Annotated in this window: 23 protein-coding genes; 14 read left to right on the forward strand and 9 right to left on the reverse strand. The window is 60.5% G+C overall.

The window, feature by feature from the left end:
- Positions 1-2: 2 nt before the first annotated feature.
- Positions 3-671 carry an acyl-homoserine-lactone synthase gene (locus tag FJ964_RS18845; protein WP_224660110.1) on the reverse strand — a complete coding sequence of 223 codons (669 nt, stop codon included), beginning with the start codon at positions 669-671 and terminating at the stop codon, positions 3-5.
- 46 nt (positions 672-717) lie between these two features.
- On the reverse strand, positions 718-1,467 hold the full coding sequence (locus FJ964_RS18850) for an autoinducer binding domain-containing protein (RefSeq protein ID WP_140551792.1): 750 nt from the start codon (positions 1,465-1,467) through the stop codon (positions 718-720).
- Positions 1,468-1,593: 126 nt separating this feature from the next.
- Between FJ964_RS18850 and FJ964_RS18855 the strand changes: the two genes are divergently transcribed.
- Entirely contained in the window at positions 1,594-1,809 is a 216-nt protein-coding gene (locus FJ964_RS18855) for a helix-turn-helix transcriptional regulator (protein WP_140551793.1), read from the forward strand.
- Between the two features lie 33 nt (positions 1,810-1,842).
- Here FJ964_RS18855 and FJ964_RS18860 read toward each other — a convergent pair whose 3' ends face one another.
- Entirely contained in the window at positions 1,843-2,097 is a 255-nt protein-coding gene (locus tag FJ964_RS18860; RefSeq protein WP_140551794.1) for a helix-turn-helix transcriptional regulator, read from the reverse strand.
- A gap of 131 nt (positions 2,098-2,228) precedes the next feature.
- On the opposite strand from FJ964_RS18860, the gene FJ964_RS18865 reads away from it, so the two are divergent.
- The 6 genes from FJ964_RS18865 to FJ964_RS18890 all read left to right on the forward strand — a co-directional run bounded on the left by FJ964_RS18865 (position 2,229) and on the right by FJ964_RS18890 (position 7,843).
- A complete protein-coding gene (locus FJ964_RS18865) occupies positions 2,229-3,023 on the forward strand; it encodes an IclR family transcriptional regulator (protein WP_140551795.1) in 795 nt (264 codons plus the stop codon).
- Positions 3,013-4,203, forward strand: coding sequence for a Xaa-Pro peptidase family protein (locus tag FJ964_RS18870; protein ID WP_140551796.1), 1,191 nt, complete (start codon positions 3,013-3,015; stop codon positions 4,201-4,203). The genes FJ964_RS18865 and FJ964_RS18870 overlap by 11 nt, the downstream gene beginning before the upstream one ends.
- On the forward strand, positions 4,200-5,480 hold the full coding sequence (locus FJ964_RS18875) for a threonine synthase (RefSeq protein ID WP_140551797.1): 1,281 nt from the start codon (positions 4,200-4,202) through the stop codon (positions 5,478-5,480). The genes FJ964_RS18870 and FJ964_RS18875 overlap by 4 nt, the downstream gene beginning before the upstream one ends.
- Positions 5,481-5,614: 134 nt before the next feature.
- A complete protein-coding gene (locus tag FJ964_RS18880) occupies positions 5,615-6,364 on the forward strand; it encodes an ABC transporter substrate-binding protein (RefSeq protein WP_181172524.1) in 750 nt (249 codons plus the stop codon).
- Between the two features lie 94 nt (positions 6,365-6,458).
- The gene (locus tag FJ964_RS18885) at positions 6,459-7,115 is read left to right on the forward strand and encodes an amino acid ABC transporter permease (protein ID WP_140551798.1); all 657 of its coding nucleotides are present in this window, start codon (positions 6,459-6,461) and stop codon (positions 7,113-7,115) included.
- On the forward strand, positions 7,112-7,843 hold the full coding sequence (locus FJ964_RS18890) for an amino acid ABC transporter ATP-binding protein (protein ID WP_140551799.1): 732 nt from the start codon (positions 7,112-7,114) through the stop codon (positions 7,841-7,843). Before FJ964_RS18885 ends, FJ964_RS18890 begins: the two co-directional genes overlap by 4 nt.
- Positions 7,844-8,007: 164 nt before the next feature.
- Here the strand turns inward: FJ964_RS18890 and FJ964_RS18895 are convergent, their stop codons facing one another.
- The 5 genes from FJ964_RS18895 to FJ964_RS18915 form a co-directional block, all read right to left on the reverse strand.
- The gene (locus FJ964_RS18895) at positions 8,008-9,042 is read right to left on the reverse strand and encodes a PLP-dependent cysteine synthase family protein (protein ID WP_140551800.1); all 1,035 of its coding nucleotides are present in this window, start codon (positions 9,040-9,042) and stop codon (positions 8,008-8,010) included.
- Entirely contained in the window at positions 9,039-10,016 is a 978-nt protein-coding gene (locus tag FJ964_RS18900) for a kinase (protein WP_224713251.1), read from the reverse strand. Before FJ964_RS18900 ends, FJ964_RS18895 begins: the two co-directional genes overlap by 4 nt.
- A 477-nt stretch (positions 10,017-10,493) precedes the next feature.
- Positions 10,494-10,934, reverse strand: a complete 441-nt coding sequence (locus tag FJ964_RS18905) for a MucR family transcriptional regulator (RefSeq protein ID WP_140551802.1) — start codon at positions 10,932-10,934, stop codon at positions 10,494-10,496.
- 954 nt (positions 10,935-11,888) lie between these two features.
- Positions 11,889-14,510: an EAL domain-containing protein gene (locus FJ964_RS18910; protein ID WP_181172525.1), complete on the reverse strand. Its 2,622-nt coding sequence runs from the start codon at positions 14,508-14,510 to the stop codon at positions 11,889-11,891.
- A gap of 544 nt (positions 14,511-15,054) precedes the next feature.
- Entirely contained in the window at positions 15,055-15,912 is an 858-nt protein-coding gene (locus FJ964_RS18915) for a class I SAM-dependent methyltransferase (protein ID WP_140551803.1), read from the reverse strand.
- Positions 15,913-16,823: 911 nt separating this feature from the next.
- Here FJ964_RS18915 and FJ964_RS18920 point away from each other — a divergent pair.
- The 7 genes from FJ964_RS18920 to FJ964_RS18950 all read left to right on the forward strand — a co-directional run bounded on the left by FJ964_RS18920 (position 16,824) and on the right by FJ964_RS18950 (position 22,103).
- Positions 16,824-17,708, forward strand: coding sequence for a LysR family transcriptional regulator (locus FJ964_RS18920; protein ID WP_140551804.1), 885 nt, complete (start codon positions 16,824-16,826; stop codon positions 17,706-17,708).
- Between the two features lie 219 nt (positions 17,709-17,927).
- Positions 17,928-18,527 carry an NAD(P)H:quinone oxidoreductase gene (gene wrbA / locus FJ964_RS18925; RefSeq protein WP_140551805.1) on the forward strand — a complete coding sequence of 200 codons (600 nt, stop codon included), beginning with the start codon at positions 17,928-17,930 and terminating at the stop codon, positions 18,525-18,527.
- A 71-nt stretch (positions 18,528-18,598) separates the two neighbouring features.
- Positions 18,599-19,153: a DUF1003 domain-containing protein gene (locus FJ964_RS18930; protein WP_140551806.1), complete on the forward strand. Its 555-nt coding sequence runs from the start codon at positions 18,599-18,601 to the stop codon at positions 19,151-19,153.
- 152 nt (positions 19,154-19,305) lie between these two features.
- Positions 19,306-19,911 carry a sulfite oxidase-like oxidoreductase gene (locus FJ964_RS18935; protein WP_140551807.1) on the forward strand — a complete coding sequence of 202 codons (606 nt, stop codon included), beginning with the start codon at positions 19,306-19,308 and terminating at the stop codon, positions 19,909-19,911.
- Positions 19,904-20,650, forward strand: coding sequence for a ferredoxin reductase (locus FJ964_RS18940; RefSeq protein ID WP_181172526.1), 747 nt, complete (start codon positions 19,904-19,906; stop codon positions 20,648-20,650). The genes FJ964_RS18935 and FJ964_RS18940 overlap by 8 nt, the downstream gene beginning before the upstream one ends.
- 162 nt (positions 20,651-20,812) lie before the next feature.
- Positions 20,813-21,622, forward strand: a complete 810-nt coding sequence (locus FJ964_RS18945; protein WP_140551808.1) for an antibiotic biosynthesis monooxygenase — start codon at positions 20,813-20,815, stop codon at positions 21,620-21,622.
- On the forward strand, positions 21,606-22,103 hold the full coding sequence (locus FJ964_RS18950) for an OsmC family protein (protein WP_140551809.1): 498 nt from the start codon (positions 21,606-21,608) through the stop codon (positions 22,101-22,103). The genes FJ964_RS18945 and FJ964_RS18950 overlap by 17 nt, the downstream gene beginning before the upstream one ends.
- A gap of 124 nt (positions 22,104-22,227) precedes the next feature.
- Here FJ964_RS18950 and FJ964_RS18955 read toward each other — a convergent pair whose 3' ends face one another.
- A complete protein-coding gene (locus FJ964_RS18955; RefSeq protein WP_140551810.1) occupies positions 22,228-22,773 on the reverse strand; it encodes a peroxidase-related enzyme in 546 nt (181 codons plus the stop codon).
- Positions 22,774-22,890 lie beyond the last annotated feature (117 nt).

Genomic DNA, 22,890 nt, shown 5'->3' on the forward strand with positions numbered 1-22,890 from the left:
GTTCAGGCCACTGCTTGCCCGGCCAGGTGGGGCGCGCTTTGGGACCAAAGTACCGTCTCCGAGACCCCGTAGATTTCTTGGGTGGTTCGAAGGGCATCGGGGCTGATCTCGACCATCAGACCAATGATCGATATGCCGTCGCGCCGCAGCGGCCGACCCAGTCGCTTGGGGTTCCAGCCAATGGAGGCGAAACGAGGCTGCCAATAGTCCTCGCAAACGATGGTCAAGTACCGGATCTCGCGTTGCAGGCAGTATTCCTGGATTCCGCAGTAGACGATACCTGCCGCCTGGCATGACCTGCCCGGCGCGCGCAGCGCCTTGATCACAAAAAATCGGGTCCACTCATACGTATCGGCTCGGCATTTCACGCCGCCCCGTGCCAGTTCCGGAAACACCTCACTCATCAGATGCGGCTGCACGCTTGGAACCAACCGCGATCCAGCAACCACGCCGAGCTGAGGCGATATTCCAATCAGGTAAATTGCGTCGGGTGTGTCGAACGCATCAACTTCCCGGCCATCTGACCGTCTCAGTTCCTTCCAAGCACGCTCGCCAACGTAGATTTCATGGCGCAACCGGAAATGCGCTTCGAGCTCGTCCTTGTAAGAAGCGTGATTATTCCTATCAACGACGTGGATGTTGAACATGGCGTTTCCTCGTTTCACGATCATGTGAACATCCTGATCGGGTGAGGCCATACTCAGTTTTGGCGATGGATCAAAGTTGGATTTCGTGCCGGCGAAATGCCTCCACGACGGCGTGTGCGATGTTGGCGGCGCTCAGCTTCTGACGGATATTGCGCAGATGCGTGTTTACGGTGCTTTCCGAGATGCCCAAAATAACGGACACCTCCCATGCCGTTTTGCCAGCCGCAGTCCATTGGAGGATTTCCCGCTCTCTGTCGGAAAGTCTCTTTTCCGGGGCCCGGCCTGCATTCCCGGCCAGCCGCAGGGCTGCGGTATAGGCGTGTCGGGACAGCGCATGGACGCTGCAACGGGCCTCGGGAGCCAAATCGATCTCAGTTCCCGCCACGGTCACGGCCGCGGGTTCGCCATAGGGTACCTGAATTGGAATGCATACCCCATCCCTGAGGCCAAAATCCTCGGCCTCATCCATCACCTGCCGCGCGCTTGGATCAGTCAAACGACGTCGGACATCGCTCCAAACAAACGGTCCAACCCCGGTACGACATAGAGCCGCACAAGGGTCGTTGCGGTAATGGCGCTCAGCCTGGTAGTGGCGATACCATTCAGCTGGCCAGCCGTTGAGGAGGATGTGTTCGGCCAGCGAGCCGGTCTTCTGCTGCGGCAATTGCGTGATCAGGCATGCAACATATCCGTACCTTTCGATCCCGCTGCGGAGATGCCCCATGATGTCACGAGCAGTGACTGCTCGGTCGATGTGAGACGCGGCTTCGAAGATGCGATCAATACTGCGGCGAGAAGCGGCTGCCGAAAGGTTACCCATTGGCGGTCTCTCAAAGAGTTCTCCAAGCCCAAGGATATACAAGCAAATATTGCAGGCAACCGTCAGGAAGACGTTTGACCACTATAGTAGGTGGCACTAAAGGGTGCGTTCTGACTGCCTCACGCCATGAGGCTGAGGTTCATATTCGCGCGCAATCTGAGGTTGCTCCGTCAGGGTTCCGGCCTGTCACAAGAGCAACTTGCGGATCTGGCCGGGCTCGATCGCAACTATATCGGCAAGTTGGAACGTGAGGAAAGTTCGCCCACGCTGGACACTTTGGAGGTGTTGGCGCTGGCCCTGCATATTGACGCCGAGGTCCTGATCCGCCGCAGCAGGCCATGATGGGGCGCGGCGAAAGTTTCAAACTCGATCCCGTCAACCAGAGCCGCGCCTGCGCTTGGAGCCTGCGGCCGGTGTGCTTTGCGGCGCGCGCAGCAACTCCTCGATGGTGATACTCAATGCCTCGGCGATCTTTGCCAGCGACAAGAGTGTTGGATTGCGGCGGCCTGCCTCAAGCCCGCTGAGATAAGCGCGGGTGAACCCCGAGCGGAACGACAGTTCCTCCTGGGAAAGCCCCTGCCCCCGGCGAATCCGTTGAACGTTGAGGCCGACAACCGTGCGTAGGTCCATGCCGACACGGTCGGTGCAACGCACACTTTATGACGACACACTATAATGAACATTCGTCGTTGACAGCGCAAACCGAAGCTGTATGGTTTCGCAAAATACGGAACATCATTCCGAAATAAGGAACACGTCGCGTGACTGGGAACCTTTCGTTGGAGCGAGGCCTGGCGGTCCTGAATGTCCTCAAGGAGGCCGGCGAAGCTGTTGGCGTGCGCGACCTCGCCCGACGGCTGGAACAAAGTGCTGCGGCCGTCCAGAGGATCCTCAATACTTTGGCCGAACAAGGTTATGTGGAGCAATCTGCGGACTCGCGGCGCTACCGGCTTGGTCCGTCTGTCTTGGCCTTGGCACGCCACGTTCTAAGCAAAGATCAACTTGTCGGTCTGGCGGAGCCGGAGTTGCAGGCTCTGGCCTCAAGGGGATGCTTCAATGCCTTCCTGGCGGTCAGACGAGGAAACAAGGGCCTATATCTCTTGACCGTGCAGAGCAGGAGCCCCGTCGTCATACGGTCCTCTCCGGGTGAGACCTTCCCCCTCCATTCAACGGCTTTGGGCAAGGCATTCCTGATAGACTTTGATCGCGAGACGATTGTCTCGGTCCTGGGCGAAGCGCCGCTGGAGCGCTTGACAGAGCGCACCACCACCGATCCGGGGAAGCTGGCCCTTCAGATAAGGTCATCACGGGCAATCGGCTACACGACTTCCCTCGATGAAAACTTTGTCGGCCTGGTCGCAATCGGCGCACCAATTCGCGACGGCTCAGGCAGCGTCGTGGCGGGAATTAGCGTTGCCTATCCGCGCTCCGTGGGCCCACAGATCGGCATCGCGGATGTTGGCGAGCAAGTCATGGCGGCAGCGTCGAGGGTTTCCGCGGGCCTTGGCTTTCGGCCCGTCGGGGCGCAAGGCGGAGGAGCTGGCAATGTTGCTTAACGAACAGCGTCTGACTGAGCACATCACCGCCGCCGGCCTGGACGCCATTGTGGCGGCCGCTCCAGAAAACGTCACCTACATGAGCGGCTTTTGGGCTCTGCCCCAGTGGATACGCCGCGGGCCACAGACCTATGTGTTCTGGCCAGCTCAAGAAGCAGGCGCGCCCGAAATCATTGCCAGCACCAGCACTCTGGACCTCATCGCTGACCAGCAGCCATGGGTGAGACACGTCCGCCCCTATGGCGACTTCCATGTCGAAGCCGGCTTCGACGCGGCAGGAGCGGTCGACCAAAGGCATCTTGCGTTGCGCAGTTTGCCCCGACACGCAGACGCAATCACGGCGCTGGTGACGTCGCTGCAGGCTGCCGGCTTGGCTTCCGGCCGAATTGGAATCGACGAAGCCGGGTTTCTGCCCGGCGATTTGCAGGCGCTTGGCACCCGCTTGCCCAAAGCCCGCTTGACGCCCGCCTCGGCCATGCTCCGCAACGTGCGGGCCGTCAAGACAGCTGACGAAATCGAACGGCTGGGAGCTGTGGCGCGCATCGCGGAACGGTCCATTCATGCTTCCCTGGCGGCCGCCACGGAGGGCGCCAGCGAGCTCGACCTGGCGCGCGCATTCCACAGGCAGACCGTGGAGGACGGAGCATTGCCCGTGTTGGGCTGCATCGGTTTTGGCGAACGCAGCGCGCTCATGAACGTCCAGCCCTCAGCGCGTAAATTGCGCCCTGGCGAAATCATACGCTTCGACGTTGGCGGACGGTTTCAACATTATCGCGCCGACATTGCCCGCATCGCCTGTCTCGGCGAACCCCCGGCGGAGGCATCAAGGCTGCACAGGGCGTTGTTGCGCGGTGTCGAACGTGCCTGCGAGGTGATACGCCCCGGGCTGCGAGCCGCAATGCTGTTCGAGGAGGTGATGAACGTCGTTCGCCGCGAGGGTATTGCGCACTACAAACGTGATCACGTCGGTCACGGCATCGGGCTCGATGGCTATGATGCTCCCATTCTTTCCGCCAGCAGTCCTGAGACGCTCGAAGAGGGCATGGTCCTGTGCGTGGAGACGCCCTACTACGAAATAGGCCGGTGGGGGCTCCAGGTCGAAGACATGCTGGTCGTTCGCGAGCGCGGCGCTGAACGGCTCATGACCACCTCCGGAGAACTGATGGTGGTGGCGCAATGAGCAAGGTTGCCGGTTATACCTGCATCCGCTGTCGCGCAGCCTTTCCGGCGGACCTCAAGATCGATTCCCGCGGCTGTCCGCATTGCCGCGCGGATGCACCAGCTAATCTTGAGGTGATTTATGCACCGGCTGGAAATGGTGGCGCCGTGGATCGGCTTTCCCGGAAATCACCGCCCTCGCTCTGGCGCTATGCAGACAGGCTTCCCTGCCGAGAAAACGACGCGATATCCTTGGGCGAGGGCTTGACGCCCCTTCTGCCCGCTGAAACCCTGGGTGGGCGGCTGGGTGTTCCGCGTCTATTGATCAAGGATGAGGGCGCCAACCCGACCTGGTCCCATAAGGACCGGTTCTCAACGGTCGCTGTGTCGATGGCGCGCTTGACGGGCGCGCGCGTGGTAGCAACGGCTTCTTCGGGCAATGCCGGCGCCTCGCTTGCCGCCTATGCCGCTCGGGCCGGGTTGAAGTGCGTTGTCGTTACCTTCGCCGGTACTGCCGGCGCGATGTTGACGCAGGTCCGCAAATATGGCGCGACCGTGGTGCCGATGGCCGATAAATCGTTGCGCTGGCCATTTCTTGCCAGTGCCGTCGATCAGTTCGATTGGTACGTCACCTCGCCATTTCATGCACCGGTTGTCGGGAGCCACCCGGTTGGGCTCGAAGGCTACAAGACGCTGGCCTATGAAATCTGCGAGCAGATGGAGGGCGCAGCACCGGAGTGGTGCGCATTGCCTGTGTGCTATGGCGATGCGTTGGCCGGTATCTGGCTAGGCTTCAAAGACCTTTTTGAGCGAGGAGTGATCGAACGCCTGCCCAGGCTGGTGGCAGCCGAAGTCCACGGCTCCCTGACGAGGACGTTGGACAGCGACAGAGATGCCATCATTGACGCTCCTTCGGCCTTCGATTCGCTTGCGATCTCCATCGGAACCACCCGCAGCACCTTCCAGGCGCTCCAGGCGCTTCGCCAATCGCGTGGCACCGCGGTGGCGATCGACAATGACGGTCTGATCGAGATGCAAGAGCAACTTGCGGCTTGCGAGGGAATATTCGCCGAATTGGCCTCAGTGACGCCGCTTGCAGCAATCGGCTCCTTGAGGCGGCGCGGCGTCATTGGCGCGTCGGACCGTGTCGTGGCCATCACTACGGCGAGCGGTCTCAAGGATCTCGACCGTTCAACAGCGTCGGTGTCGGCTCCGCAGTCATTCCAGTCCGTTGATGATGCCTGGCAGCATCTGCGAAAGAATATGCAAGATCGGACGGCCGGCAAAGACGCAGGATGAATTGCATTCGTCGGGCGGTGTCATCGCCGGACCTTGCTCCGTTTTGACCGCGGGCGCCGGCGCAGGCACTCGGTAAGTACCAGGCACGATGACGGGCCAGGCCGCATCAACTTTTACACATCAGGGAGGTTTCGATGCTCTGGAAGATTATAGCCGGCGGCGTGGCCGCCATCATGATTGCACTGACAGCAACTCAGACGATGGCGGCCGAGACAATCAAGGTCGGCATCACCCCAACAGGAGTGCCTTTTACGTTCGTCGACCCAGCCACGCAGAAGCCGGCCGGCGCAATGGTGGATCTGGCCGCCGCTATTGCCGAGGCAATCGGCACGGAAACCGAATTTCAAGTCATTGCGTTTCCCGCGCTCATTCCCTCCCTGACGACCAGACGCATCGATCTGATCTCGGCCAGCATGTTCATTACCGACAAGCGTAAGGACGTAATCAACTTCAGCAGCCCGGTTTATGCTTACGGCGAGGCCATGTTCGTCGCGGCTGCCGATCCCAAGGACTACAAGCTCGACGACCTCAAGGGCGAGACCGTCGGCGCGCCTGTCGGCTCGACCTTCGCGGAGGCTCTGCAGGGCCTCGGCGTTTTCGGCGAGGTTAAGCTCTACGAGTCCATCGCCGATATTATTCGTGACGTGAAGCTTGGAAGGCTAAAGGCCGGTTTTGGAGACAGACCGATCGTCGCCTACCAGCTTTCTCAGAATCGGGGTCTCGGCGTGCGGCTCGTCGAAGGGTATGTGCCTATGAAAATGGGCCAGATAGCGCTTGCTGTCGCCAAGACCAATCCTCGGCTGCTGGAAATGGTTGATGCCACCATAGCCAAGCTGCAGCGAGATGGGCAGCTTAAAAAGATTTTTGCAAAGTACGGCCTCTGACGGGCGACAGCATGCAAAGGGCCGCAGCAGGTCTCAATGAAGGTTGCTTCTTGCCTGGCGCCGACGAACCATTGGCCGGAAGAGGAGTGTGAACATGATTGATTTCGTCACCCGCTCAGCAGAATACCTGCCATTTCTTGCCCGTGGCCTGACAACGACTATGCTCGTCACCACGCTGGCATTGTGCCTGGCGACTGGCTTGGGTCTCATCTGGGCACTGCTGCGAACATCGAATGTCCGCTGGCTGGCGCTACCGGCTCGCGCGGTGGTCGAGTTCGTGCGTGGCATTCCGCTGCTTGTTACGCTGTTTTACATCTATTTCGTCGCCCCAGAAATCGGCATCGAACTGACGGCCTTTCAAGCAGGCGTCATTGGACTGGCGCTCACCCATTCCTGCTATCTCGGCGAGACATTCAGGTCAGGGATCGAAGCCGTCGATCACGGCCAGGTCGAAGCCGCGAAATCAATCGGAATGAGGCGGCCAATGATGATGCGTCGTGTGGTTTTGCCGCAGGCTTTCAGAATCACCTTGCCTCCCTATGCGAACAACATCGTCGTGCTCCTGAAAGATTCCTCGCTGGTGTCGGTGATCTCGGTCGCTGACCTTACCATGCAGGGGAAGATGCTCGCCTATTCGACGTTCGACAATATGACCGTCTTCACCTTAGTGGCGTTGCTCTACCTTAGCCTCACCGTGCCCTTGAATTTTATGATGGGTCGGCTGGAAAAGTCTGTGAGCGTCGGCCGATGATCACGTTCGAAAACGTAGAAAAATCCTTTGGGCGTCACACGGTTCTGAAGGGGATCGATGCCGAGGTCCGCAAAGGAGAGGTTGTCTGCCTGATCGGTCCTTCTGGCTCCGGTAAGTCGACGCTGCTTCGGTGTGTCAATGGGCTCGAGACCTACCAGCGTGGCCAGATTCGTGTCGGAGGTACCCTGGTCGATGCCAGTTCCAAGCTCATTCACGGCATTTGCGCCCGCGTCTCGATGGTGTTCCAGAAGTTCAACCTATTTCCCAATCGCACCGCGCTGGAAAATGTCATGGAGGGCCCTCTCTACGTGCTCAGGGAAAACAGACACGATGTTCGGGAGCGGGCAATGGCGCTGCTGGCCCGTGTTGGCTTGGAAGACAAGATGGATGCCTATCCCGCCATGCTGTCCGGCGGGCAGCAACAGCGCGTGGCGATTGCCCGCGCGCTCGGCATGCGGCCCGAAGCAATCCTGTTTGACGAACCCACCTCCGCTCTGGATCCCGAAACCGTGGGTGAAGTTCTCCACGTCATGCGCGCTCTCGCCGAGGAGCGCATGACAATGCTCATCGTCACGCACGAGATCCAGTTCGCGCGCGAGGTCTCCGACAGCGTGCTTTTCCTGGATAGTGGCCGAATTGTCGAGCGTGGGCCGGCAGAGGAATTGTTGCGCAATCCAACGCAAGAGCGCACCCGCGATTTTCTGAGGCGCGTCATGCATCCCCTGTGAAGCACATCGCAGGCGGCAAACATACGGGCGGTTCCACTCGTCGGCATGCTTCGAACCGCTCGACAATGGTGCCGCGTATCGACTTTTGTGCCTTTGATGCCGCTCATTCCCTCCAAAGGGATCGCCAGCAGACTGGTTTGACGAGGCGCATTCAGACAGACCCCTCAGCCTTGGCAGAACGCGGCCAGCACTTCATTGAGCGTTCGCCGTCTCCATGGAAACCGCGTCCAATCCGTTTCCGGGGCCGGGCCAATTCGATCGATCTCAACCGGCTCAGAGGGAATGACCATCGGCCATCCCTCGATCTTGCTAAGCCATTCGTCATTGTAGACGGTGTCGGAATGGCGATGACCCTCGTCAGGCATGATCACGACGGTGGCCATGTCGGGCATTTGCCGCGTGACCCAGCGGGCAACGAGCGCAGCCGCGCCGCTGGTCGGTCCCATGAATATGCCGTGGTCGCGAAAGAGTTCGTGAGCCATGGCGTAGGCAGGCAGGGCGCCCACCCAATGGACCTCGTCAATCATGTCGTGGCGGACGTTTGCGGGTAGCACACTGTTGCCAAGACCTCGCAGCATGCGCCGCCCCACGGGTTGACCGAACAGCATGCTCCTATGCGTGTCGACAGCAACAATTCTCAGATGCGGGAAGAGCTCGCGCAGGAAGCCGCCAGTGCCGCAAAGTGAACCCCCTGTCCCGACGCAGCCCACCAGACAATCAACACGTCCAAAGTTCCTCACGATCATCTCTGCCAGGCGTGCATAGGCAAGGGGGTTCTCGGGGCTGTCATACTGCCGCGGCCAATATATATCCGGGTTGCTCTCGACGATCGTTTGCAGCCGCTCCAGCCGACCTGGCTGATTACCGTCTCCCTTTGGATCGTCCACGCTCAAGACCTTGGCGCCAAGCCGCTCCAGGCGCCGGGAGAGCTTGAGATCAATCAGGCTAGACGCGGTAATGAGTGTCAGCTCATAGCGACCAACGGCGGCGAGCATGGCCATCGCCAGGCCGAATGTGCCCGATGTTGTCTCGACTATGTGCCCACCTGTCTCGAGGCGGCCGGACGCGAATGCCCGATCGACCATGAAACGGGCCGGCATCAGCTTCATGAGCGGGAAGCAGGCAGCGGTGAGACTTGGTGCGAGTTTGGCAAAACGGGGTGCTTCAAAGGCACGAAGGTAGTCTGCTGCCCCGGTCATGGGTTCCGGGCTCCGTCGGTTCCGATCGCGAAGCGCGTGAAATCTCCGAAGCCTGCGCCTGCCAGGCTCTTCTTCAATGCGGCAACTCGGTTTCCCCTCATGACTTCATCGGCATCCATCAGAATTCCGATCAAGGTCCCGCTATGGGCTACCTGAATCCCGAACGCGCCGTGTTCGTTTGCCAGCGCTGTCAAAGCGTCGAAGCTGGGCTTGCGAAGGCGCCTTTGATTGATCTTGGCGCTCAGCGTCGCCACCCGGCCGAGAAGTCGAGGATCCTGCTGCCGGATTGAGCGGCAAGCCAGCCCTCTTAGCACGCGAAACAGCTCAATCTCGCCGCTGTCATATCGCGCCCGCGGATGCCGCAGAGTGTCGACGGGCTGTCCCCTCATATGTCGGAAACCGAGCACCTCAAGCGGTGGAAATTCCCTGCCGAAATGTTCCAGGACCGCGCCCTCGCGGTGTGCAAACAGCAATGCCCACTCGCCGTAGGCGATTGCGTCACTGGCGCCTTCGGCCGCAACAGCCAGCCTTGCCACTGAGGCATGCTGCAAGGTCGCGCCTGCCGAGGCAGCAACAGCGCGTATCGTGGCGATGACATCTGCGGTTGACGAACCGTATCCGTGACCGATGGGGATGGTGCTTTCAATGGTCAGGTCGCCACCTATACCTGAAATGCCCAGGTGCTGAAGCGTAAGATGCGCAGCGCGGGCAGACTTGGAGCGGCCGGCCGGACGCGTGCCGATACCGGGCTGCTGCCTTGGCCAAAAGGTCGCCACCGCCTGTTGTCGGGCATAGGGCAACGTGAGAAGGGCTCGGTGGAGACGGCCATGTTCGTCTTCAAAAACGCCCTGCAGCAGTTCGCCGTGATGGGCGCTTGCCCGGCCCGTGCCGACCCGCAAGGCAGGGTTCTCGACGGTCGTCGAAGCAGGAGGCTCTGCTTGACGATGGGGTGATTGAGGTTGCAAGAATTTCACTGGTTGTTTCCTACCGTGATCAAGTCTCACTGTGCCAGGAGTGAGCAGGACCGTCACTCGCCAGATCAAGGTAGGATCGAGAGCGCCAATCACCTTAAATGAGGGCGCGATGGCGGAACCCAATCTTGGGAAGCAGCTTGATCGCGGATCGACATCCATCGTGGTCGCTGCGCCGGCGAGCTCGCTTTTGGCTGGAGGCTGTTTCGCCGAACACCTGCGAACGGCCGCGAGCGTGAAAGGTCTGGACTCGACCCCGTTCAACATCAGGCGGCAAGTTACATCGCCTCGGCGGCGACATCGCCTTCTAGGCCGAGTGCGAGCAACTTATCAGGTCCGGGGCGTGGCTCGGCCACACGCAGGTCACACCGCCTCGCTGCCCGTGCAGTCCAAGGGTTCGGCTGATCAGATTGATCAGCTCACCGCGCGGCGGGCAGCTGAGGGTCATCGAGACTGACGAAGCTCAAGCGCCCCGGCCGGCTATGCCCTTGCCTTGCGCTTCGCTCTCTCCGCTTTTGACGGAAGGGCCGCCTTGCGGCCAAGGCCGCTCGCTTTCGCCAAGGCTGACCGTTGCGCGGCATAGCTTGGCGCCACCATCGGATAATCTTTGGCCAAGCCCCATTTGGCTCTGTATGCCTCGGGGGTCATGCCAAGCAGGCCGAGGTGACGTCTCATCGACTTGAATTTTCGGCCGTTTTCCAGACTAATGATGTAGTCGGGAAACACGGACTTCTTTGGATTTACGGCGGGAATGAGTTCGGGCTTAGGTGCGACCGCCGGCTGCTTCAGCTTCGACAGCGCCGCATGCACGCTGGTGATCAAATCGGGCAAGCCCGTTGTCGGCAGTGGATTGTTTTGAACATAAGCGGCCACGACGTCGGCAGTCAAACTGATGAGCTCGCCGCTCTCGATCTTATCCAATTCTCACTCCTGTATTCCCTAGCCTGTATTCCCTGGATGGTTCCATCCTTTCCTATTGCGGAAATTTTGGGCGCGCAACGTCTGGGCTTCTAAATGATCAACAACTAACGCAGGAAATCTGCCGCCGTGCTTGGCCGCACAATCGACTGTCCACTACTCCCCGGGGTGGCGGTCCCCGCACAGGGCAGGACGGATAAAGCCCGCGCGGCGTTAACCGCGTGCCGACCCAAGCTCGAACCAAGGGCACCTGTCTCCCGTTGTGGGACCATGAAAGGTCAGGTCAAGGCCAGGTTCCACTGTCGTCTCGAGCCATCGGGTAGATGGATGGTGTGGGATGATCTCAACAACGCGCCTGCGAGATTGGGAGGCTGTTCCCTTGTTGGCCGTACTCGGCAGCGCGCCAAAGTGGCCTGCGAACTGCTGACGCGCATTTATGATAAGCGGTTGGGGGCTCGCTCGCTCGGGGGCCGCACGAAGGCATCGGTCGGGCCGGCAGACCATGTCGGCGAGCTCATCACGTCCATTCGTAAGGCTCGCGATTTGGAAAAACGGCCTCCCTAGTCCTATTCCGGGGATGGGCTAAGCCCTGATGGTTGCACCCAGGGTGATCTATCGTGCGTCAGTAGGGCAGTGATGCTAGCTGAACTGCATCGACTATATGGGATCCCTGCTATAGTCCCATATGGCCGTTCGAATAGCGATTATCCTGGTGGTCCTTTTTGCCTTCGCCACGGATTCGCAAAACTTGTGGAGCGTTATGGCGGCGACGGCGATGAGCCCTCTCCATGTGCACAATTGTCAAACCTTGGTTGCCCCAAGGCCCCTCCTCCTGCGCCTTAGCGAGACAGTCCTTCTCGCGAGCGATAGCCGAGCTTTTCGTCAGTTGAATGGAGTTCCGGCCGGTGGGTTCGCGCACCCCCCGCCAATCGGTCAGTCGAGCACCGGCTCTGACACTTAGCTGACAGCGCGCAGGCGCCGAGATTGAACAAAGCGCTTTAGTCCCTCCGAATCCAACGCATGGCCGAAAGCATAGCCTTGCAGTATGTCGCATCCCAGACCTTCGAGTATCCGTGCGTGCTCCATCGTCTCGACACCTTCTGCAATAATCTCGATACCCAAGGACTTGCCGATTTCAATGATCGACGAAACGATCTGCCTTCGTTGCGGCGATTTGACAATTGGGATGATCAACTGCCGATCTATCTTCAATCGGCGAGGGTGTAGCTTGAGCAGGCTGACTATCGAAGCATAACCGGTCCCGAAATCATCTATTTCTATATCGATTCCGAGTTCTTTTAGTTGATTTACATTCCAAGTGATCAAATCATCGCTGCCATCGAGGAAAATAGACTCGACAAGTTCGAACGAAATCGTTCTCGGCTTGATGTTTAGCTCTCTTAAGCTCTTTATAAGGTCTTCATCCTGAAGACGTCGCCCGGAAACATTGACCGAAACGCGCGGCACATCGAGGTTCGCGGTCGACCACTCCGCAAAATCGGAAAGTGACTGATTGAGTATCGCCCGATCGATCATGGAGACGACATTCAACTCATCAGCAACTCTCAGGAAGACATCAGGCGCTAGAATGCCTTGCTTTGGGTGTCTCCAACGTGCGAGCGCCTCGACGCCGACAATCTCGAGGGTTTTTGCGCTAAACTGGGGCTGGTAGAAAGCTACGAACTCGTTGCGCTCAAGGCCGCCGAGAATTTCGTCGGCAATCCGCTTTGTGTCGACGATTTCGCTTTGCATCGCCTCGGTGAAGAATTCGTATCGATTGCGCCCACGCGTCTTTGCCTGGTAAAGCGCAATGTCGGCATTCACCAACAGGTGCTTGGCTTCGATGTCATTTTCGTTGTCGACCGCAATCCCCACGCTAGCGCCAAAACGGCAGCGGTGGCCGTGGTAATAGACAGGTTCGCTCATCTGGCTGATGATGTTTTCAGCCAGCAGTGCCAATTTCTTGATATCCTGCACGGTGCACAGGACCACGAATTCGTCGCCGCCGATTCGAGCGACAAATCCCCCCTCTTCCACCGTGGATCGCAGCACTGTAGACGCGTGAACCAGCATCGCGTCGCCCGCCGCGTGGCCAAGCGTATCGTTGATGTGCTTGAAGCGGTCGAGGTCTATGTGAAGCAGGCTCACATGCGCGCGGTCGCGCCTGGCGTTTGCTGTGTACTCTTTCAGCACTTGGTCGAGGTAACGACGGTTGGCCAAACCGGTCAGGGAATCGTGGAGCGCAATATGCTCTATGCGCGCCTTGGTCGCCTCAAGTTCTGCATTTTTCGACTCAGACAGCTGTCGTGCGCGAACCAGGTCGCTGTTTAACAGGACGTCGGCCGTTACGTCCCATTCCGCGCCAATCATCTTGGGCGTCTCGTTTGGCGCCTCGTACGTGGTGGCCCTGGACCGGACATAACGAATTTCACCATCCGGACAAATAATCCGGTACTCCGACGAGTATGTTCCGCGGCTGGCGACGGCACTGTCGAAATCTGCGTTGGCGCGGGCCAGATCCAGGGGGTGAATCGCGCCCGCCCAATCCGAATAGCCGCGAGGACCCCCATCGCTGGGTCTGCCGTATATTTCGTTGACACGATCGTCCCATGACAGGTCGTTGGTCGCGAGATCGTGTTCCCAAACGCCGATCGCTGACGCCTCCAAGGCAAGTTCCAGTCGTCTCGACAAGCGATGCAGTTCGGCGTAATTGCGCTGCCTCTCGCCGATCAGCCGACCCGCTACCAGGAATGGGATCACGACCAAAGCCCCGGCCGCCGCCATAATGGCGCGCAAGACCCAGGCGTTGCTGGGCGTCGAGGGCCAGCCGTTCTTGGGGATGGCTGCGATCTGCCACGAACCGGACGGTAGCAGAACTTCGGCCGTCACTGGATTGTCTTTGCGGACGTCCTCGGAGCCGAAGAATTGAACTCCGCCTGGGCCAAGCGCATCTTTACCGATGAGCGCGATATCGATTCCCAAATTGTCGTCGAGCAGGCCGCTCGCCTTATACAGACGCTGCACGTCGACGACGGCGGATATGATGCCCCAAAACCTTTCACTGTTGCCCGCACTCGCCACGAATACAGGAAAACGGCCGATGAAGCCTTGGCCTCCCTGCTTCAGGTCGACAGGACCGGCAAGAATCAACTTGCGCTCGTCGCGCGCCCTGAGCGCGGCCTTGCGCTGCCAATCATCCTTGCGGTAATCGAGCCCCATCGCTTTCTCGTTGCCTTTCAGCGGGTACATCAAGGAGACGACCAGATCGGGCGCGCCGGCAATATTGTTCAATTGCGAATTTTCGCCGAACAGGTTACTGGCGAGGGACGCAAAGCGCTGTTGTCCCATATAGGGTTCAGTCACGATCGTCGCGACCAGTCCATGCACAAGTTGAAGGTTTCCGTTGATGTTTCCTTCCAGCTTGGCGCGGATCAGATTGACCTTGGCCAGCACGTCCGCGCGGGCCACTTGGTCCGAGACGATCTTGTTTTGATGGTCCGCATACGCTGCGCTGAAGGCAATGACCAAAACTGCCACGGCGGCCGGAATATTCACCGAAGAAAAAACGGCATCCTTCATCCCGGCCAACCTAGCGCCGAAAAGAGCCACTGGCGTGAAACTCCCTATGTTGCTCAGGCGTTCATATCGACCCGTGCAGGAACATTAGCTTTCATTAATTAATTTTGAACTTCACAGCCCTGAAAACTTTGCACTTCCCATGCTGATCTCATCGCGGGCTGGCATGGGCTCCGGTCGACAATTTCACGCTCCTTACGACGCTGATATTGAAGGGGATTCGTCGACCAGCGTCGCCACCTTTGTTGGCGTGACCGCAGTGAACGAAAAAAATCGCCGCACAAAGGGTAAGCCGCAGCTAAACAAGGCTGCTGCCGATCCATTGGACACCGCGCCGCACGACGCTGGCCCATACACGAGATGAGCAGACGGCGACGCTCAAAGTGGGCCGTTCACCCTATCGAGGCGGATGGACATGCAAAGGTCCGACGAGCCGGTGCTCGGAAGAGGCGCTACGCTTAGCCAGCAAACGTCCCTGCAAGGACCGTGAGCTCGGCACGGATCATGAGCACAGGTGACGACAAACGGTTAAGTCGGACCGGTGCCGTCACATCGCTTTAGGCGCAGCAAGATATGGGATCGTGCCGACACTACGCTTGGTCGCGCCGATGGAATAGGCCATCGGGATCTTTGGAAAGTTCTCTGGCAAGCCATACATATCCTTGCCGGCCCTTACGGCAAATGAAAAGTGCTGCCACGAGACCATGTCATGCTCATTCAGAAAATCGAGTGTGAGCCCAGCTGAAACCAGGGCGTTCACCACGTCACTAATCGGATGGATCCACTCGTAGTATCTGGGGTGCTTCAAGCGTCGGTCGTCGCCGGTATAGGTAAGTTCTTCGTTCCAGGCGAGCGGCTGAGCTATTGGGGTTCGCCAGTCGTGCTTCAATTCCAGCACCGCGGCCTTGCGATCACACTGGAACATCAAGGGATGACCCTCAGCCATATAGAGCCGGCCGCCGGGTCGCAGGAGATCGGCAACCACTCGCGCCCATCGACCGACGTCGTCCAGCCAGTTTACCGAACCCCAGGTGACGTAAGCGACGTCAAAGGTCCGGCCAAGCGCTTCGACCGCCTCGAACAGTGGCGCTTCCACGAAGCGCACATCCGCGCCTGCCTTGGCAGCGAAATCCCGCGCGGCCGCGATGGCTGTCGGTGAAAAGTCGAGGCCGGTCACGCTGCGCGCGCCAAGATTTTTCAAGCTGATCGTGTCGAGCCCAATGTGACACTGCAGATGGATGATATCCTTGCCGGCAATATTGCCAACCTCGCGCGTTTCCAGCTCATAGAGATTGGATCCGCCTGCTAGCACATTCTCGATCTGGTAGCTGCCGGTCTTGTCCGTCGAATGCAGTTCGGCCCGATCATCCCAATTGAGGCGGTTCGCACCCAGAAACGATTCCACGCCCCCTCCGATCGCCAGCGCTGACCGACGCTTGGTAAACAAGTGTTTAATATCTTTGCAGCGAACGGGTCGCGCGTCAATGTGATGGCCGCGCCAAAGCAAGACCTCGAACGTATCCGGGAGGTTCCGGGTAACATGGATCCGCGACATGAACGCCCTGGGACCTCGAGGTCGGACGATTTCGGCGCTTGAGCACTGAACGGAATCGACCCCATTCCCGCCTCGCAGGCGCCTCGTCGAGTTGGAACAGCCCCAACCCCGCGCGGACCTCTTGGGAGCCTGCGTGACGACTTGTGCCCTTCTGGTCCGCTTGCGCAGAAGGTCAAGCGAAGTATTCCGCAACACTGGCATAGATTGTGCGGCGCTCCCCGGATCGGCGCATGGAAGTCCTGCAAGAGAGGTTCGAGCCGGTGCTTCACGGCCATGTCGCCTAGACCTTCGCGACGGCAGCGCACCTTCAAGCCTGCCACGCCCGTCTCGTCCTCGTCGAAGGCATCGAGATAGGGGAAGGCCACGTTCCCTCTCGCAGCCATCGAGATGCCGCGCAACGTGCCAGGTGCCGAGCGGCTAACCTTCCACGTCCTGCTCGCGGGATCTCGTCACCGACACCGGAGAGCGGCGCCGGGCGCACGAGAGACAATATCTCTCACTTTTTGAGAGGTAATGTCTCGCAAATATACGATTATATTGGAAGTCGATAGGCACTACCTGTTTGACTGGGTTGGATTGAGCCGCTGAGGAGACCGGCAAATGCCTGGAAAGCCACGATCGAGAGCGCAGTTGGCCACTTTCGCTTCAGCCGACCGCATCGGGGTTAGGATCATCACCCTTGCGGTGGCGGTCGCCGCCTCGGTCGACCCGACCCTGACCGCGCGCGTCCTCCGTCTAGCACACTACGGGCGTACCGAGCGATGAACGACCGACTCTCCGCACTCAGACTGTTTGTCCGCGCCGCGCGCGTCGGCAACTTCTCGCGTGCTGGGCGAGAACTCGGCCTGTCGCAGCCGTCGGCATCCCGGCTGATCGCCGCGCTCGAGGAGGAGGTCGGCACGACACTCTTCAGCCGCACCACGCGAGCGGTGATGCTGACGGACGCCGGCGCGATGTACCTGACGCGCGTTGAGGCGATCCTGGCGGCGCTCGACGAGGCCGATCACGAGGCGCGCGGAACGGGAGAGTTGCGCGGCTCGCTCCGCGTCGGCACGCCGATAAGTCTCGGGCTCAGGGAAATCATCCCACGGCTTCCCGCGTTCATGAAGCAGCACCCGGCGCTGAAGATCGAGCTCCGGGTGACTGACCGCTACCCAGACCTCGTGACCGAGGGCATCGACGTATCGTTCCAGTTCGGCGCCCTGCCCGACTCGAGCGCGACGGCGCGCAAACTCATCCACCAGCCGAGGATACTCACGGCCTCCCCGGACTACCTACGGGAGCGCGGCACGCCCACGATGCCGTCGGACCTCGCGCACCACTCGGTGATCATCAGTCCGGCGCATCCCTCGCCGACCTTCTCCTTCCGCAAGGACGGCCGCGTCACCTCCGTGCGCGTTGACAACCAGCTCTCCATCACCATCAACGAAGGAGCCACTGCAAGCGCCGTCGCCGGGCTGGGGATCGCCACATCAAGCGAAAGCAGCGCGCTGGCGGAGCTCGAGGCCGGGCAGCTCGTACGGGTGCTGCCTGACTGGGATTTCGGCTCGATGGAACTGAATGCGCTCTTCGTCAGCGGAAAGACCATAAAGCCTTCCGCACGGGCATTTACCGACTTCCTTCTCAGGGAGCTCCGTGCTGCCTAGGGCGGCTCCGGCCAGGGCTCGCCCTGACAGCGCGGCATTCCCCGGAGTTATTGATACAATACCTTTACCCCACCCCCGGCAAAACCTAACGCTGGCAAAACGCAACCCCAAACGTCCGCCGTCGCGCTGGAGGTTCTCCATGCGTTTCGATGCCGTGTGCGGGAGCGAAGCGAAATATCCCAAAGTGTAATCGGGCCCGCCCGACTGATGAAGGCTCCCATGACCAAAGTACTCGTGCTCTACTACTCCTCCTATGGACACGTCGAAAAGCTCGCACACGAAATCGCAGCGGGCGCGCGCGAGGCAGGGGCGTCCGCGGATGTGAAGCGGGTGCCTGAACTTCTGTCTCCGGAAGCCGCCAGGGCAGCCAACTATAAGCTCGATCAGACCGCCCCGGTCGCCCGCATCGACGACCTCGCCGATTACGACGCCATCGTCGTAGGCACAGGCACGCGCTTCGGCAGGATGTCGTCCCAGATGGCAAGCTTCCTCGACCAGGCTGGCGGCCTATGGGCGAAGGGAGCCCTCCATGGCAAGATAGGCGGCGCCTTCGCCTCGTCGGCGACGCAGCACGGCGGCCAGGAGACGACCCTGTTCACCATCATCACCAACCTCCTCCACTTCGGTATGACGGTGGTCGGGCTGAATTACGGGTTCGCCGGGCAGATGAAAGTTGACGAGATCACCGGCGGCGCACCTTACGGCGCGACAACGATCGCCGGGACGGACGCGCAGCGACAGCCGAGCGAGAACGAGCTTGCCGGCGCCCGATACCAGGGACGCGCCATCGCGGAGACCGCCGCGAAGCTCCACGGCTAAACGACACAAGCAGCAGGCGGCAAGGCGCTGGCCGCGCCGCCCGCGCAACCAAGCGGAACGGTGCTGGGAACGTGGAAGAGAAGGCTCAAGACCAAGACGGCATGGAACAGGCCGAGCACGACCTGCTCGCCGATCTCAGGCGAGCGCGCCGCTCACTTCGCCTTCAGGACATGGATGAGCCCCCGGTGGTTGTGCGCCTGACGTCAGGGCAAAGGATAGCCGACGCGGTCGCCACAGTCATGGGATCGTGGAGTTTCATCATCGTCCAGAGCGCGATCCTGTTCGTCTGGATAACCGCCAATCTGGTCGGCGCGATCAGGGGCTGGGACCCCTATCCGTTCATTCTTCTCAATCTCGCGCTTTCGTTCCAGGCGGCCTACGCCGCGCCGGTCCTCATGATGAGCCAGAACCGGCAGCAGGACATCGATCGCAAGGCTGCGGAGAACGACTACCGGATCAATGTGAAGGCGGAGCTCGAGATAGAGTTGCTGCATGAGAAGATCGACCGACTGCGTGAGTGCGAAGTTCTCAATCTAACGGAGGCCGTCAGGATGCTGACCGAGCTGTTGGAGCAGTCGGCGTCGGGTGCACGCGGGTCCGATGCGGAAGGTGGACTGCCATCATAACGCGCGGCTATCGACTTCATGGCGTGACGTCATTTCCCATTCGCCGGGCGGAATTCCATGCTTGGCCGGTACCTTGCTCATCTGGCGCACAACAGCTTAGTGTATTGCGCGGGATGACACTCCCTTTCACCAGCCGACGGAGGAACTCCGCTATGGTCACTCGCGGGTTCACAGGCCGCCAATCCGGATCAGAACTATCGGACCGGATCCCCCCGGGACAGCATGTCGTCGACAGCTTCCCGGTGCTTACCGCCGGCCCCACGCCGCGGATCGAGGCCGCGGACTGGACTTTCACGCTGAAGGTCGGTCCTCGTCCGGTCAAAGCGTGGAGCTGGTCGGAGTTCAACGCACTCCCGCGAACCAGGATGACGCGCGATATCCACTGCGTCACCTCGTGGTCGAAGCTCAACACCGCCTGGGAAGGCGTCGCCGTCGACGACATCCTCGCCGACGCCGGCCTTAGCGCACCCACACCGTTCGCGCTCGCACATTGCTACGACGGATACTCCACCAACGTGCCACTCGCGGATCTCGCGGTGGGGAAGGCGATGGTCGCGCTGAAGTACGAAGGCCAGCCGCTGCCGCGCGACCACGGGGGGCCGGCGCGCCTGCTCGTGCCGCATCTCTACTTCTGGAAGTCGGCGAAGTGGGTGAATGGGCTTCAGTTCACGGAGCGCGACGAGGCCGGTTTCTGGGAACTGCGCGGATACCACAAGTACGGCGATCCGTGGCGTGAGCAGCGATACACGAATGACTGAAGCGATTGCCGCAACCGTGCGATGGCAGAGCTGCGCGATTGTCGAGATCACGACGAGAACGCCGGCTATCAAGAGCTTCTTTCTCCGCCTCTCCGAAACGTTCGACTATACGGCTGGACAGCACGTCGACGTGCGGCTGACTGCGCCCAACGGCTACATTGCCATGCGCAGCTACTCGATCGCCTCGGCCCCGAGCGAATCCAAGGTGATCGAGCTGGCGATTGAGCGCCTGGTGGACGGCGAGGTCTCCCCGTTCTTCCACGACGTCGCCCAGATAGGCGACACGATCGAGCTTCGGGGGCCGCTTGGCGGACACTTTCTCTGGCCGGGGCCTTCCAAGAAACCAGTGCTGTTGATCGGCGCCGGCTCCGGCGTCGCGCCGCTCATGGCCATGATCCGGTATCGGAAGGCCAGCGCCGAACCCGTGCCTGTCGCGCTGGTGCTCTCCTCCAGGACCTGGCGCGACGTGCTGTTCAGGGACGAACTCCTCGAGCTCGAGAGGTCGCTTCCCGATTTCGCGTTCGCCTTGGCGCTGACACGCGAGCCGGCGACGCGCCGCGACGACTTCAGCAGGCGAATCGACGCCAGGATGGTCGCTGACGTCGCGGCACGGCTGCCTGTGTCCCCCGGCTGCGCCTTCGTGTGCGGGTCGAACGCCTTCGTTGACATCGCCGCGAACGCGGCGCTCGCTTTGGGACTGAACGCCAAGGCGATCAAGACCGAACGCTACGGCGCTTGAGAGACGATCCCTCTCGCTTTGCGAGAGTATAGTTTTCGCGAACGCCGGATTATCCCTTGGCCGCGCTAGTGACGGTCATACCGGTGCAAGGGGACGTGTCGGTGACGGAGACGGAAGCCACCATGTGCTGTCCAGGACACACTCCAGAAGCAGGATACGAACATGTTTTCAGTGATTTTTGAGGTCCTCCCCAATAAGGAGAACTATGACGACTACCTCGACAACGCCAAGATGCTGCGCTCCGAGCTGGAGCAGGAAGCAGGCTTCGTCGACAACATCCGCTACAAGAGCCTGACCCGCGAGGGTTGGATCCTTTCGCTTTCCAACTGGCGGGACGAGAAGTCGCTCGTGCGCTGGCGCACCCGCAGGCGCCATCACGAGGTCCAGCAGAAGGGTCGCGACGAAATCCTCGCAGACTACCACCTACGCGTCGGCCAGATCACCGCCGACGATCGGGTGCCGACCGGGTACGCGCTCACCGAGCAACGGCTCGACGAGACCGAAGTCGGCGAGGCAACGGCGGTGACGCTGATCAACGCGACTCGCCCCGCGGAGTGGAAGCAGACCAACAACCCGTACGATTGCGCCGAGCGGCTCGGGCTGAACCCGTGGGCCGCAGACAGCACGTCCTGGGACATCTTCGATGCCGTACTCACGCCCGGCGACCTGATTCTGCTCATATCCTGGAAGGACGCCGCTGCGGCGCAGGCCTACGAGGACGCTTCCTTGCCGAATGACAAGGCGAGAGTCCGCAGGGTGCGGATCGTGCGCGACTATGGGAAATATGACCGTCGCGAGGCGCCTCAGTACTACGCAGACGCCAAGGGCGGCGAGACCCTCCACGCCTCACACCTCACCTGTCGGGAAGGGCTGACCTGCCGCGAGTTCGACTCCGCGTTCGCCCAAGCGCGAGCCGTGGAGGGGAGCCCTGTCAAAAATTTGAAAGGAAGATACGATGACGAATTCGAATGACGACGGCGCTTCCCGCCCACAAGCTGTGGTGGCCGGCGACCTTGACAGCGACGGCACGCTCAACGGCCGTGCCGGTGCATCGGAGTTCTCGATCGGCGGCCCCGGCGGCAGGGGCGGGACGGCGGCGGGGGCGAACCCCTACGAATTGCTGAGCGCTTCGCTCGCCGCGTGCACCGCGATGACGATACGGCTGCAGGCGCGAAGGCGGAAAATCCCGCTTTCCCACGTCGAGGTGGCCGTGTCGTACCACCATGGCGGCGATGGCGGGCGCGACTCCTTCGAGCGCTCCATCAGTCTCGAAGGAAGCCTTGGCGACGAGGAGCGCGCCCAATTGATGCAGGCCGCGAACATGTGTCCCGTCGGGCGGACGCTCGGCCTCAGCGCCGATATCCGCACGAACGACAACGTCAGCGGCGGGCGGGCAGCAAGCTATGACGACGACTTGAGTGAGCTTCCGATCCCGAACATCGACCCCGACTAGAGTGCCGCCAGGTAGTCCGCGAGCGGCAACGGCGTTGTTGCGCTTGGTGTCGTAGCAGGCCGCAAGCACCCCTCCAGATATTGGATTCCGCAGCCCTCCCCTTCCCAAAGGAAGACACCTCTCGCTAGCCCGCCTTCGCCGGATCGACCTCTGGAAAATCGATGGGAGTCTGCACCGCGTTGTTCATGAAGTTGGTCAACAGGAACTGGGCAGTCAGCGCGATCATCTCGACGATGTTGGCGTCGGTCCATCCAGCGTCCTTGACCGACGCGAACTGGGCATCGGAAACCTTACCGCGCGTCTCGATGAGAGCTTTCGCGAAGGCCACCGCAGCTTGCCGCTTCGGGTCGCTCGACCGGCCTTGCCGATTCAGCGCGATCTCCTCTGGGGGTATCTTCGCCAAGTTCGTCGAGACGTAGCTGTGCGCGGCAAGGCAGTAGTCGCAGCCGTTAGCCTCCGAGACTGCGAGCGCGATCCCCTCCCGGGTCTTCAGGTCGAGGGTCTTGGACACCGGCCCCATCAGACCCGCCCAACCGCCGAGGGCGTTCGGGCTGATGGACATGAGGCGATAATGATTGGGCACGAAGCCAAGCATCTTGTTGATGTTGTCGAGAATTGCCTGGGATCCGGCGGGCGCGTCGTCGCGGCCTGGGATAGCGATGCGGGACATTGTCTTCTCTCCGTTGGACTCCGGCCGGCTCGACCTTCAGACGGTCGAGGTAGCCCCTACCGTGCCGGGGCATAATCCGGTAATCGTGAGAAATGGCCTCTCGAAATGTGAGAGAAG

This window comes from Mesorhizobium sp. B2-3-2 (assembly GCF_006442295.1).
Classification (GTDB): domain Bacteria; phylum Pseudomonadota; class Alphaproteobacteria; order Rhizobiales; family Rhizobiaceae; genus Mesorhizobium.